The organism is Ruegeria sp. B10, assembly GCF_056539825.1.
In genome coordinates this window covers 68,250-80,721 of sequence record NZ_JBQFVP010000017.1, presented here as the reverse complement: position 1 = coordinate 80,721, position 12,472 = coordinate 68,250, and the positions used below count along the sequence as shown (strand labels likewise).

Here is a 12,472-nt window from a genome sequence, read left to right as displayed (position 1 = left end):
AGATCCTCAGCGCATAAACAGTTTGTCGAGCCCGAAGACACGGTTCATCAGCCAGATCATCGCCAGCGCCAGCAACAGCAGGACCACGCCCAGGGCTGATGCGGCCCCCCAGTTCGAATAGACTGTGATGGTGCTTTCGATACGCTGCGCCAGCATCTGAACCCGGCCACCGCCCAGCAAAGCCGGTGTGACAAAGAACCCAAGCGACAGGATGAAAACCAGCACGATGCCGGCAAAAAGGCCCGGCAGGGACATTGGGAAAAATACCCGCCAAAAGGCCCCGCGCGGGCTGGAACCAAGGCCCACGGCGGCTCGGACCAGGTCGCCGTCAATATTGCGCATAGTGGCGTAGAGCGGCAGAACCAAAAAAGGCAGCATGATATGCACCATGCCAATGATGGAGCCGGTCAGATTGTGCGCCAGTTGCAGCGGTTCTTCGATAATGCCAAGTGACATCAGCGACGAATTGATGATCCCATTGCGCTGCAAAAGCACCAGCCACGCATAGGTCCGCACCAGAACCGAGGTCCAGAAGGGGACCAGCACAAACACCATCAGAATGGCCGCTGTTTTGTTCGGCATCTTTGTCAGCCAGTAGCACAGCGGGTAGCCGAGAAGGACGCAAATCACCGTCACGGCAATGCTGATCTGAAACGTGACGACAAAGGTTCGCCGATAGAGAGCACTACTAAAGATGCGCGTGTAATTTTCCGTGCTCAGTTCGCCTGCCGCATTGAAAAACGACAGCGAAGACAGCCAGAAAATCGGCAGGAAGACGACGATCAAGATCGTCAAAACCGCAGGCATCGAAAGCCCAAGAAACGTCAGTTTTTCGCGGCGTTCTTCGGATTTGAGCGTGCTGGCATTCTGAAGAGTCCCAGCACCTTCATACGTCTCGGCGATACTCATGCCACATGTTCCGGTACGATGATCGTATCTTCGGGATGCAGGGCAAGGCCGATTTGCTCTCCCTTCGACGGCAACCCGGTTTGGCCCGCGCGATTGGCAGGCACACGCACATTGATCTGACCAGCGCTGTCGTGCTGAACGATCACTAGAACGCTGTCGCCCTGATAAATGATGTCATGCACTTGGCCGGACAGGTCATTGGCGGCGTCTGGCACCGCGCCTGCTGTGACTTCCAGCAACTCGGGCCGGATGATCAGACGATGGCCTCCGCTGCCCAGCGCAATAGGCGTATTGGATTTCAGAACGCGCTCGCCAAGCTGCGCCGTGTCATTCGCTACACTAACCGGCAGGGAAATGGATTCCCCGATAAAATCCGCCACAAAGAAACTATGCGGCTGGCGATAGAGCCGCTCAGGCGTCGCGATCTGTTCGATCCGCCCATGATTGACCACTGCAATCCGGTCCGACATCGTCAGGGCTTCGCGCTGGTCATGGGTCACGTAAACGACAGTTGCATCCAGCTTTTCATGCAGCGCCTTCAATTCGATTTGCATATGTTCGCGCAACTTCTTGTCGAGCGCTGACAACGGCTCATCCATCAGAATGATCTGCGGCTCAAAAACCATGGCGCGGGCAAGGGCCACGCGCTGTCTTTGTCCCCCGGATAATTGCGTGATGCGCCGGTCGCCATAACCGCCCAGCTGCACGGTCTCCAGCGCGCGCTCGGCGCGGGCCTTCTGATCGCTTTTGGACACCCCGCGAATTTTCAACGGATAAGCCACGTTTTCTGCGACCGTCATGAACGGAAACAACGCATAGCTTTGGAACACCATGCCAAGGCCGCGCTTGTGGGGCGGCGTTGCAATCATTTCCTGTTCGCCAAACCGGATCGACCCGCCATCAGGACGCACAAATCCGGCCAGCGCCATCAAAAGCGTCGTCTTGCCGGAGCCTGATGGCCCCAGCAATGTCAGGAACTCGCCCGCGGCGATGTTCAAAGACACGTCATTCAGCGCTTTGACCGATCCGTAGGCCTTGCACAGGTTGGATATATCGATGGGAAGGGAGTGGGCTGCAGGTGACATGGGGGCTCCTAACCTGACAAAAATGGGCGCAGCACAAGATGTGCCGCGCCCAGATATTTTTTACTGTTGGATCAGCGTGTCAAACTCTTCGGTCAACTCGCCCAGCTGGCCGATGTAAAAGTTCGGATCGACCAGAAGCTGCTTGCCATAGTTGTCGGGATGTGTGTTGACCTTCACTGCCATCTCATCCGAGATTATCCCGGTGCCGAAGGCACCCGAATTCACCGGACCCAACGGCATGGTCACCGCCAGCCTCGCCTGTGCTTCGGCGCTCAGCAATTCGTTGATAAGGCGCATCGCGTTGTCTTTATTCGGAGCCCCCTTGGGAACCAACAAGCAGTCCACGTCCATCGTGCCGCCATCAAAGGCATAGGCCACATCAATGCCCGACGCGATCACGCTTTCTACGCGGTTATGGCCCATATGGATCACGTCCACTTCGCCGTCACGCAGCAACTGCGCCGATTGCGACCCGCCGCGATACCAAACGGTAACTTCGGGGGCAATCTCACCCAGCTTGTCCCATGCGCGCGCCTTGCCCTCATTCGTGGCCAACGTGTCATAGATCTCGGCCATCGGCACACCATCCGCCATGAGCGCGGCTTCGAGGTTATAGTTCACCTTGCCGTGCATACCGCGCTTGCCGGGGAAGTTTTCCAGATCCCAGAACTCTGCCCAATTGGACGGGCCATTGTCGCCAAATGCATCCTTGCGATAGGCAATCACCTTGGTGAAGTTGATGAAGCCGATGTAATTGTCATGGATCAGCTCTTTCGGAATGCCTGTGGTGTCAACAATCGAATAGTCGATCGGCTCAAGGCTGCCTTCCCGGCTCAGGGTTTCACACGAAGGCAAATCCTGTTCTGTAACGTCCCATGCAACGGCACCCGCCGTGATCTGCGCGCGCACGTCCTGAATGCCGTTTGTCGTATCTTCCTTGACAGTGATATTCAGCGCACCAGCGGCAGGTTCCAGCATGGCTGAGCGCAAGGCATCCTGAAACGAGCCTCCCCAGGACGCAAACACGACCTCTCCCTCGGCAAAGGCAGGCGAAGCAATGGCCAGGCCACCTGCCACTAGCGCCGTGGTGAGCTTCAGTTTTTGGTTATCTTTCATCATGTCAGGCTCCTCCCGAACTGTTGGTTGGTTTGTGGCTTCGCGACATGCGCGGCTCCACATAATCATTCGCAATCGTTTCATCTAGCAAAACGTCATTTCAGTTTTACTAGAGCTGATGTTGGAATTGGTCAAGGATTCTTTTGCCCCGTAGGATTCACACTCCCGTTTCCTGAGCATCAGAGCCTGGAAAATCTCGCAATTCGCGCATTGGTGCAGCATTCATCTGGGTTCGATCTTGCACATATGGCGTCTGAAGCGATCTTCGTCTGACCCGAAGTTAACTGCCACCGATTGAAGCATTTGGTGGAACGTGCGGACCGCAAACTCTCACTCGCTTTGCGTTGATCCGCGAATTTGAGTGGCAGCTTCTTGACAGTATGCGCCAATTGATCCTGACGACAGAATTGGTCAATTTGGGCTCAGCCCCGACCTCGGATGCGACGCAGCATCCCGTGATATGGAGGCATCGTCAACGTCAGGTTGTCGTTGTGGGAGGGCATGGCGGATCGGAGGATCAGTCATGGAAACACCAAACTTACCGGCCATTCGTGCGCTTCGCCCGGCTTGGAACAAAGGGCGCATCGTTGGGCAAAAACGGCCACTGAAACCAAAACACGTCTGGGCAATCCGTGTTCGACTTGAACTCGCCGAGAACCATCGGGACCTGGCGCTGTTCAATATGGCAATCGACAGCAAACTGCGTGGCTGCGATCTCGTGAAGATGAAAGTCGTCGACGTGATGGCGTCCGGCCAGATCAAGGAACGAGCTTCGGTGTTGCAAAGCAAAACGCAGAAGCCGGTTCGTTTTGAAATCTCCGAAGGCACACGCGCCTCGGTTGAAAAGTGGATGGAAGATGAGCTCATGGTCGGCTCGGAGTACCTATGGCCGGGTCGTTTCCATGAACGCTTGCACATCTCGACACGCCAGTACGCCCGGATCGTCCGGGATTGGGTCACGTCGATCGGTCTGGAGGCCAGTGCATACGGAACGCATTCGATGCGGAGGACAAAAGTCACACAGATCTACAAGAAGACCGGCAACCTGCGGGCGGTCCAGCTGCTACTTGGGCACACCAAGATGGACAGCACCGTCCGGTATCTCGGTGTTGAGCTGGAAGATGCGCTTGCGATCGCAGAGGCCATTGAAATCTAACAACTTGGGCCGTCTTCGCGGACGGCCCAAACAAGACCTTGGCGAAATCTGCGGCGAACAGCGACGAGGAGCCCAGAGCGACGGTCTTCTTGCGGAGCAGGCAAGGACATCGCTTTAAAGTTTCAACTGACACGGCGTATTAGAAAATTCAGAAAAAACTGCCCGTCAATCCTGCGCGGCTCGTAGACAAGCCTTCTTCCTGGCGAAAGTCCTTCGGGCAGTTTGACGCTTATATTGACCTTATAGGGTGTCGCCTGCCCGAAATGCGAACTCAATGTGAAGCGCAATTTCAACTGACCGGAGTCATCGAATTTGCCAGTGAAGTCCCTAAACCAAGGCCCTTCGGCCGCAAAGCCTTGGGCAGATAGCAAGGTCAGCTTGTCTCCATTGCGATTGATGCGCAAGGCTGCAAGTGGCTCGATTTTTCCGGGGAAATAGGCCTTGTCGGGCCGACTGGTTGTTTGCCAATAATCATCGTCCCATCTGCGTCTGATTAAGACAATGTAGTCACCATCAAAAGTCGCGAAAGACGGCGCGACCAACTGATTACAGACTCTTCCTTGCTCTCCTCGAAGTGCGGCAAGAGTTTCACTGGTCTCGAGGCTCTCAGGCGTCAGTCCAAGATTCTCTCTAGCGCTGATATACCGAGAGAAAGCAGATCTCGTGCGTGGGCCCGCAACACCGTCCGCTGTGCCAGCGCTGCAGCCAACGCGATTTAGCTCAGTTTGTATATCACGGATCAGGCTGCGCGTCTCTGTATCATCCTTCGCGCTTTGAGGCGATGTCGGCACAAGAGCTGCTACTTTGTCTCGCGCAGTACTACTGTTGCCCGGCACTTCGTCCTTCTGGTGCTCAGCAAGCAAGTCGTCCCGCAACGAAAGGGCGAGCGCGACTGCAAAATGATCCCTTTCGCCTTCGTATCGCTCCAGAAACATCTCGATCGCATCAAGCCTTCCGAGCGAACGCGCAAGTTCAAAGTCCGCATAAATCTGGTCTTCGACACGCTCAATTTCTTCCTCTGGCGTCGAGCCTGCAGCCGCATCTGGAACAAGAAAAATGTCTCTGGCGGGAAGCGAGCCATAAGTAAATGGCTCCTGATAGCCTTCTGTCAGAGTGTAAACCCTGTCGCGGACTCGCCGAAACAACTTGCCAATCTCAAGTCCGGGTTCCTCGATGTGGTTGAGCAGAGCCTGAGCATAGGGGCTGTTGCGGCCATCGCCGTCAAGCGCCAGCGTTCCGCTCCTTGCAGCATATCCAACCAACACACCTCCCGGATCGATACGTGCAAGTCCGCGTCCAATTGAGCGGGTGCTGTTTGTGCGCTCCATAGTCGCGAGGAATGGATTGTTGCGGCAGGCGTCAACCAACACGATCTTCAAGCCGGGTGCGCCCGCGATGGAGCTAATCAATGTGTTGAGGCGGATTGCCTCGAGTTCGATGTCACGGTCGCTCCGCAGTTCCGCACTGACAGGGATCAGGAAGTTCGTGTTGTCCAACTCGATGCCGTGGCCGGCGAAGTATACGATGACCGACTCGGCGTTTTTTGCCTTTTCTCCAAAGTCACGTATGGCAAGGCGCATGTCGCGGTAATCCAGATCAAGACCTGTTGTGACCTCAAACCCGATCCTGCGCAATGCCTCTGCAATGTCGATCGCATCATTCGACGGGTTTTTGAGATTGCTGACATGTTGGTAGTTCGCATTGCCAATTACCAAGGCAACTTTGTCCGCCAGCACCATCGCAGGCAGAAAACAAAACACAACTGAGAACAGGATACGCTTCATGTGAAATATCGCCGTTAACGCGTCTACCATATGAACGTTTCCACACTTTCGGAATTCAATCAATATGACCGGCGTGGACAAGCTCTAGCTCGGCTTAGGCCGCATAGCGGAGTTCGGGATTGACACGACGAAGGTTCGTTTCCCGCCCATTGCGCCAGTTTCGGCATGGACCATTCATATGAAGTACGAACTCGGAGCCGCCTTGCGGCGGGACAGAAAGATGCTCGCTTGGGAAGCTATCTAAACGTCAGCTTCCGCATTTCCTGCGAGCATGCGTAGCGACTGCAGCGAACTTCCACTTCCCGCGCTTCGTGCCGTACTTCAGCCCCCTACCCGTCCCGATCTAGCTTTAACCAATATCGCGTGTACCGGAGTTCACCCGTTCGGATCAAAGCGCCCTTCTCTACCAGGTTCTGGAGATCCCGCGTTGCTGTGGCGCGCGATGTTCCCGTGATCGAGATATAGTTCTCAGCGCTCAATCCCCCTGTGAACCCATCCGGCCCAGCCTTGAACAAACGGGCGATTACCTTGCTTTGGCGAGTGTTGAACTGATCACGGTACCGATCATAGAAGTGCGTCTTGGAAATAAAGAAACCAACCCGCTCAAGCGTCACCTGCTGTGCTGTAAGGACAGTTTCGGCAAACCAGACGAGCCACGGTGTGACTTCCAGCGTCTTTTGATGGCGTTCGAGTTGGTCGTAGTAAGCCTTCCGCTCTCGCTCGATCGTGAAAGCAAGGGCAATCAGACTTGGCTGACCGATATTCTGGGCCAAGGACTTTTCAGCCAGCGCCCTACCCAACCGGCCATTGCCGTCCTCAAAGGGATGAATGCTCTCGAAATACAGATGGCTCAAACCGGCCCGGATCAGTGCGCGCAATGGTTCGGGACCATCCGGTGCGGTCCGGTTGAACCAGGCTACGAACTGGTCCATTTCAGCCGGAACCTGATGTGAAGGTGGAGCTTCGAAATGCACCGTTGGGCGGTCGAGCCTGCCTGAGACGATTTGCATCGCATCCTCATGGCTCCGGTATGATCCAATCGTTTCCAGATGCCTGTCATGGGACAGAAGCATGTCATGCCACCGAAACAGGGTGTCGTGTGACAGTGGTTCCGAATAGTTGGAATAAACATCCACCATCATTTCAGAAACGCCCTGCTCGCGCGGTTTGGATGGATAGCTGTCGGGAGCCAGTCCAAGATGTCGGCGCAAGGAAGATTGCACGCTGAGACGATCCAGCATCTCACCTTCGATCGCGCTGGTCTTCATTGCTTCTTCGCTTAGCAGGTCGATACGCAATTGATCTCGATCCGATGTGTTCACATGATGAACCGCTCCAAGAACTTCCCCTGAGGACAACAGGAACTGTTGCTCGTATGGTTCGAGTCTTGCGGCGTCGTAACGAAAGGTAGGCCAGTCAGGGTTCTGCCAGTTCCACATCGTGAGGTATAAGCTTCCTTTCTATAACTCACTATTTATGGTTGCGTGATTTATAGAGGTCAATCCTATAGCTCACCTTTTTCAGACCCTTCGATCCAGTCATCACTTGGAGGTGTAATCTGAAAACGGTAAATTTCATCCTGTTTCCCCAAATTTACGTAGCATTGGATGTCCGCGAGAGCATTGCCTTTGGAGACAATTCGCCCTTTTCGATCTTGGCCAGCAACGAAATCAGGTAAGCCCCTGGAGATTGTATGTTCTCAGCACGTTGAAAGATGTATCCGAGAACAATGAAGCGAATAGCTGGGCCAAAAGTTGATTTCATTGCATACCAGGTTTGGCCAAGCCGTAGATACTCGGCGATATCATCCATAAGCCGATCACAGTGGTGCTGATCTTTTGCAAAGCGTAGTTCTGAGCATAGCCGTGGAAAACTGCGCTCCATTTGGTCTGGAGAAACCTGAATCTGAGAAAGCTTTTCTTTCTTAACTTCCGGATTCAAAGAGTCCTCTTTGTGCCCCTCAATTTCACTGTCACTGGCCCTCAAATTTTCTGTATCAGTCTGTGTTATCTCGGAGATTTCCACAGAGATTTCTGCCAACAGCTCGCTGAGTACATTCGCATCTGGTTTGCGACGCAGAGCATTGCGTACGGTGGTCACCAAATCAGAGATCGCGGTGTCATTTGCTACGAGTTCCTTAAGGCGCGCCAGAGCGGCGGAAACTTTGTCACGGAGTACAGTGAACTCGAGAACGCGATCAGCATGCCTCTGGGCTTCCTGAATGAACTCAGCGTGCCGTTCAGACAAAGGCATCAAGGAGAGCCCAGTTGCGGTGACCACCCTGCCCTGGCGATCCCGGCGCGCCCATCGCTTACCGTTTGCGCTCATGACGCGGCGGATAAGTCCAAGGTCCACCAGCGTCGAGATATGACGCTCAACTGTCTGCACGCTGACATGAGTTCGTTTGGCTATCGCCGCGTTGGACGCGAAACAGATGTGATGATCATCCTGGTCCGCAGCAATCTGATCACCGCCCATAAAGGAAACCATCGCTCTCAGGACATTGAGAGTTGTGGATTTTAACCCAAGAGGTTCTCTGGCCTCTTCAACGGCGCGAAGAAGTATCCATTTTTTGGGCGTACTGTTCCCCTGCCCTGCCGTTCCCGACAAGGTCGCTCCAATTGGAGCCAATGCTGTTAGTGTTTTCATGATTATCTATCGGCAGACAAAAATTACCCGTTCGCTCAAGAGCGTTTTTTCTTGTGTGGCGATTCGGGTGCTGCTAGATTCTAGGTGTCTAATCTAAGAATTGCGCTTTGCGCAGCAGCCCTCGAAGCTCCGGTTTCGGGGGTTTTGTTTGTTTGCCTTCCTCCTTTCTGCTCGTCCTCAGTTCTTTTTCTTGGCGTTTACAGCTGTAAACTCAGCGTGTGAGCGCTTAATGATTTCAGCCATGTTTTCGTCCAACCAGCTAGCGAAGCCAGCGTTAGCTCCGGTCCTTTTGACCGAAACAGTTAGTGATCCGTTGGTAGATTTGATTGTAACGCCTTCGATTGGGTTGAGTTCGGCTGCACCTTCTCTTTGTCTTGCACCGCGTTTGGCAGCTGCTTTTAGGAGCATTTCCAGCCGATCATCTGACGACATCGATGGCTCAATGGTTGCAAGAAGATTTGCAGCTTCATCTTCCGCTAGCTTGCCTGCAACGAAGTGCTCTGCAAGCACGGTCCATTTTGGGCGGCCTGATTTTGGGGCTGCGCCGATCATGTCACCAATCTTTGCAGGAACATGTTGCGTAATTTTTGTCAGGTGAGACAGCCCTGATTTCGAAACGTTCAATACTTGCCGCACCGTTGCCGTGTCATGCCCGGAAGTCAGGATCGCCTCGGCGAAACGTGCTTTCTCGTAGAAGGAAAGATTGCGCCTCGCAGCATTCTCAAGCCCTTTGGCGAGAAGCGCTGAAGCATCGTCGATATCCTGAACATTGGCGCGGACTTTAATACCAAGTTCACGACAGGCTTTGAGCCTCCTCCGTCCATAAATTGCCTCGTATCGACCGTCGGATTTCGATCTTCTGACAAGAATGGGAACTTGTTGGCCACCGTCTTGTATACTCGACATCAAGCTTTCAAAACTATCGTCTTCTTCGTCAATGTTTACAGCTGTAAACTCACCGAGCCTATCGGCAGGCCCCCAGTCGTCGATCAGAGCAGGGTCAATTTCCCTGATTGCGGCAAGAGAGCCCTGAAGCGCACCAAGAGCAGGGGCATTGGGTTTTGGAGTTTTATCGATGGCCTTGGGGCCAGAGCGCGCGATGGTGTTTGCGATCCCCGACATCTCCTGAAGCGACTTTCTAGCCATTAGCTGCGTCCCCATGCTTGATGGATCATTTGCTCTACCTCAGAGCCGATCGCATCCATTGAGTTCTTTGCCCGATCATAAGTTGCGCGTGTCATTTCTGACCGCACGACTTCGTAAATTGATTGTTTGAGCATTGTGGCGTCACTGACCGCGGTGCTTTTGAGGGCTGTGGCTGACATAACGCGATCCTGAAACAGTGCCCGCATGAACGAAGCCAGTTGTTGAGACGGTACGTCTGTTGGCTCGTCACGCGTTATCAGGAATTTGAAGTTGTCGTATTCGAGCGTAGCGCCGGCATCTTCAATGACTGCCATGTAAGCACCAGCGAGTTCGAGAAATTGAGCCGTCGAAGACACGTCCAGCATCGAAGGTGTAAGTGGCACAAGCAATGAACTGGCGGCCGCCATCCCAGCAATTGTCAAGAATCCTAGCTGAGGTGGGCTATCAATCAGAACAAGGTCAAAATCTCCTTCCACCTGGGCCAGGGCATTCCGTATTCTTGTAAAGAACGGATGGTCTGGGTTGGAGTGAACGGCAGATTCTGTCTCAAATTCGGAAAGAACAAGCCGTGACGGAGCCACAGAGAGACCGGGGAAGTACGTCGGAAGCACGACGTCCGCCATATCTACCGGATCTTCATATCGAATAGCATCGTAAATCGTCAGCCCGTCAAACTCTATTTCGGGGCTTATGCCGCACATGGATGTAAGAGAGCCTTGAGGATCCAGATCAACAGCCAGCACACGGTAACCGCGAAGCGCAAAATAGTGAGCCAAGTGAATTGTTGTGGTGCTCTTACTGCTGCCGCCTTTGAAGTTCATCAACTGCCAGACTTGGAGCTTTTCTCCTTCAGTCCGGCGAGGGACATAGCGCCCTTTTTTGCGTGAGGTTTTCTCAAGCGTTTCGCGAGCCTCCCAAAGTTCTTGGGCAGTATAGTAACGCCTACCGCTGCGTACGTCATTCGGTTCAGGAATCGTTCCCTCTGCGTGGACTTTGCGCATGAATTGACCTGAGACTCCTAAGAGTTCAGCAGCTTCTGGCGCTGCAAAATTTCGCAGTGATTTGGTGTTGTCGGGGGCAAATGCAGCAAGTAGATGTTCCCGGATAGCCGAGTTTAATCTCTCAGATATTTCCGTGGCGAGTGCCGATGGTCTTTCTGCCGCAAGTGGTGTCACGGGAATCATGTAGTTGCCTCAAATTAAAGAATGTGGTCATTTTTGCGCCACTTGAGATAAACAGCCGTGATTCATAGCACTAAGTCAAGGATTTTCGCCTATATTGTAGGTTTTCCAACGCGGAGGACTACATACGCTTTGCATCAGAGCAGGGTGGTTTACAGTTGTAAACTCGGTTGAGCGGGATCATGGGTTCTTTCAGTCGATGAAGTTCTAACGTAGGCATGCGAAGGCATTCCTGTAAAACTCCTCCCTATGCTCCGCTTTGAGTAGAACGCCTCTAGCATGGAGTTGGAGTGAAGGCCGAACGGCTTTTGGCGCAAATTGCGCAATTGGGAAGGGCAGGGAGCTAGTTGAGCTGATTGGTCAAATTCTCTCACCAACAATTTCGTTATCGAGTTTTCTGCGATACCAACTTCGTAACAATACTTCTGCGCCAGTACGGGAGTACGATGCGGTGAGAATGGCATGGCGATCTGGGTCAGATACACCGAGCTCAGCCCGTGCGCAGAGGAAAACACGCGAACATTCCGGCTAGAGTCAGCCGCTCGCCAATTGCCCAAGAAATGGCATACCGTGAGGGCGGGGTTTCGGGAATTGTGCGCCTGTAAGTTGCGACGGAACACGGAACTGTCCTCGATCCAGTGCAGCTGTGCTTGCGCGGCGCGGCTTTTGACGCAAGTCTCTACCGTCATTGGATTCATATGGGATCACAGACATGATCCGTGTGTTCACGTCCCATTAGCGTCCATAAAACCAGCTTGCTCGAATTAGTGATTTTGGGCTCCTCAATCGTTGAACAGACGGTCTCGTTGGCATATATTGCCAAAAAGGAGGCTTACGCCATGGTAACCCGCAATGTTGTACTTACAGAATCGCAGGATCAACTGGTGCAGAATCTGGTTGCGTCCGGTCGATATCAGAACGCCAGTGAAGCGTTGCGCGCCGGCCTTCGGCTTTTGGAGCGGGAAGAAGCGGGGCTGGAGTCTCTCAAACAAGGCTTGCAGGAGGGTGTAGCGCAGGCTCAGGCCGGAGATTTGGCAGAAGGCAGGGGTTCGGATGCGATCCGTCGTGCCTTTGCAAGGGCACGAGCCAAGGCGTGACCAGACCCTTTCGACTGACACGCCGCGCTGAATCCAGCCTGGTGGAAATTGCCCGATGGACCATCGACAAGTTTGGATCGCATCAAGCCGATCTTTATGAACAAGAACTAATAGCGCGCTGTCAGGCCATCACAGAGGGCAGGGTGGCCAGCCGAAGTTGTTCTATATTGGTCGAAGAGGCGGCGGATCTCAGATATGTGCGCGCAGGAGAGCATTTCCTGGTTTATCTGGATCAGCCGGACGCGGTGATCATTGTTGATATCCTGCATTCCCGTTGCGATCTGCCGCGACATGTTTCCGCGCTGGCCACGTTAACAGATGCGACAGGAAACAAGACATAGGCACAGCA

11 protein-coding genes are annotated in these 12,472 nt (G+C 53.7%); 3 read left to right on the top strand and 8 right to left on the bottom strand.

Annotation, left to right across the window (positions count from 1 at the left end):
• Positions 1–6 precede the first annotated feature (6 nt).
• From ACR0J4_RS20575 to ACR0J4_RS20565, 3 genes are read right to left on the bottom strand one after another with little or no spacing between them, the layout of a single operon-like run.
• The gene (locus ACR0J4_RS20575; protein ID WP_170417832.1) at positions 7–909 is read right to left on the bottom strand and encodes an ABC transporter permease; all 903 of its coding nucleotides are present in this window, start codon (positions 907–909) and stop codon (positions 7–9) included.
• The gene (locus ACR0J4_RS20570) at positions 906–1,994 is read right to left on the bottom strand and encodes an ABC transporter ATP-binding protein (RefSeq protein WP_170417835.1); all 1,089 of its coding nucleotides are present in this window, start codon (positions 1,992–1,994) and stop codon (positions 906–908) included. The genes ACR0J4_RS20575 and ACR0J4_RS20570 overlap by 4 nt, the downstream gene beginning before the upstream one ends.
• Positions 1,995–2,054: 60 nt before the next feature.
• Positions 2,055–3,110, bottom strand: coding sequence for an ABC transporter substrate-binding protein (locus tag ACR0J4_RS20565; RefSeq protein ID WP_170602122.1), 1,056 nt, complete (start codon positions 3,108–3,110; stop codon positions 2,055–2,057).
• A gap of 523 nt (positions 3,111–3,633) precedes the next feature.
• Between ACR0J4_RS20565 and ACR0J4_RS20560 the strand changes: the two genes are divergently transcribed.
• Positions 3,634–4,266, top strand: coding sequence for a tyrosine-type recombinase/integrase (locus ACR0J4_RS20560; RefSeq protein WP_093037018.1), 633 nt, complete (start codon positions 3,634–3,636; stop codon positions 4,264–4,266).
• 122 nt (positions 4,267–4,388) lie between these two features.
• Here ACR0J4_RS20560 and ACR0J4_RS20555 read toward each other — a convergent pair whose 3' ends face one another.
• From ACR0J4_RS20555 to repA, 5 genes are all read right to left on the bottom strand, one after another.
• Complete coding sequence (locus ACR0J4_RS20555; RefSeq protein WP_170417841.1) at positions 4,389–6,050, bottom strand: caspase family protein; 1,662 nt, start codon at positions 6,048–6,050, stop codon at positions 4,389–4,391.
• Between the two features lie 329 nt (positions 6,051–6,379).
• Entirely contained in the window at positions 6,380–7,489 is a 1,110-nt protein-coding gene (locus tag ACR0J4_RS20550; RefSeq protein ID WP_170417844.1) for a Fic family protein, read from the bottom strand.
• Positions 7,490–7,643: 154 nt separating this feature from the next.
• Positions 7,644–8,699 (bottom strand): helix-turn-helix domain-containing protein, encoded by a 1,056-nt coding sequence (locus ACR0J4_RS20545; RefSeq protein WP_170417847.1) that lies wholly within the window; start codon positions 8,697–8,699, stop codon positions 7,644–7,646.
• A 177-nt stretch (positions 8,700–8,876) separates the two neighbouring features.
• The gene (repB, locus tag ACR0J4_RS20540) at positions 8,877–9,845 is read right to left on the bottom strand and encodes a plasmid partitioning protein RepB (protein WP_170417850.1); all 969 of its coding nucleotides are present in this window, start codon (positions 9,843–9,845) and stop codon (positions 8,877–8,879) included.
• Complete coding sequence (gene repA, locus ACR0J4_RS20535) at positions 9,845–11,029, bottom strand: plasmid partitioning protein RepA (RefSeq protein ID WP_170417853.1); 1,185 nt, start codon at positions 11,027–11,029, stop codon at positions 9,845–9,847. The genes repB and repA overlap by 1 nt, the downstream gene beginning before the upstream one ends.
• Before the next feature lie 836 nt (positions 11,030–11,865).
• Between repA and ACR0J4_RS20530 the strand changes: the two genes are divergently transcribed.
• Together ACR0J4_RS20530 and ACR0J4_RS20525 are read left to right on the top strand one after the other, a co-directional pair.
• A complete protein-coding gene (locus ACR0J4_RS20530) occupies positions 11,866–12,123 on the top strand; it encodes a type II toxin-antitoxin system ParD family antitoxin (RefSeq protein WP_170417856.1) in 258 nt (85 codons plus the stop codon).
• Complete coding sequence (locus ACR0J4_RS20525) at positions 12,120–12,464, top strand: type II toxin-antitoxin system RelE/ParE family toxin (RefSeq protein ID WP_170417859.1); 345 nt, start codon at positions 12,120–12,122, stop codon at positions 12,462–12,464. Before ACR0J4_RS20530 ends, ACR0J4_RS20525 begins: the two co-directional genes overlap by 4 nt.
• The last annotated feature ends 8 nt before the right edge of the window (positions 12,465–12,472 follow it).

What these genes read in the sequence shown, in the direction of transcription:
- ACR0J4_RS20575 (WP_170417832.1), bottom strand. Translation starts at nt 909, where the DNA reads ATGAGTATCGCCGAGACGTATGAAGGTGCTGGGACTCTTCAGAATGCC.
- ACR0J4_RS20570 (WP_170417835.1), bottom strand. Translation starts at nt 1,994, where the DNA reads ATGTCACCTGCAGCCCACTCCCTTCCCATCGATATATCCAACCTGTGC.
- ACR0J4_RS20565 (WP_170602122.1), bottom strand. Translation starts at nt 3,110, where the DNA reads ATGAAAGATAACCAAAAACTGAAGCTCACCACGGCGCTAGTGGCAGGT.
- ACR0J4_RS20560 (WP_093037018.1), top strand. Translation starts at nt 3,634, where the DNA reads ATGGAAACACCAAACTTACCGGCCATTCGTGCGCTTCGCCCGGCTTGG.
- ACR0J4_RS20555 (WP_170417841.1), bottom strand. Translation starts at nt 6,050, where the DNA reads ATGAAGCGTATCCTGTTCTCAGTTGTGTTTTGTTTTCTGCCTGCGATG.
- ACR0J4_RS20550 (WP_170417844.1), bottom strand. Translation starts at nt 7,489, where the DNA reads ATGTGGAACTGGCAGAACCCTGACTGGCCTACCTTTCGTTACGACGCC.
- ACR0J4_RS20545 (WP_170417847.1), bottom strand. Translation starts at nt 8,699, where the DNA reads ATGAAAACACTAACAGCATTGGCTCCAATTGGAGCGACCTTGTCGGGA.
- repB (WP_170417850.1), bottom strand. Translation starts at nt 9,845, where the DNA reads ATGGCTAGAAAGTCGCTTCAGGAGATGTCGGGGATCGCAAACACCATC.
- repA (WP_170417853.1), bottom strand. Translation starts at nt 11,029, where the DNA reads ATGATTCCCGTGACACCACTTGCGGCAGAAAGACCATCGGCACTCGCC.
- ACR0J4_RS20530 (WP_170417856.1), top strand. Translation starts at nt 11,866, where the DNA reads ATGGTAACCCGCAATGTTGTACTTACAGAATCGCAGGATCAACTGGTG.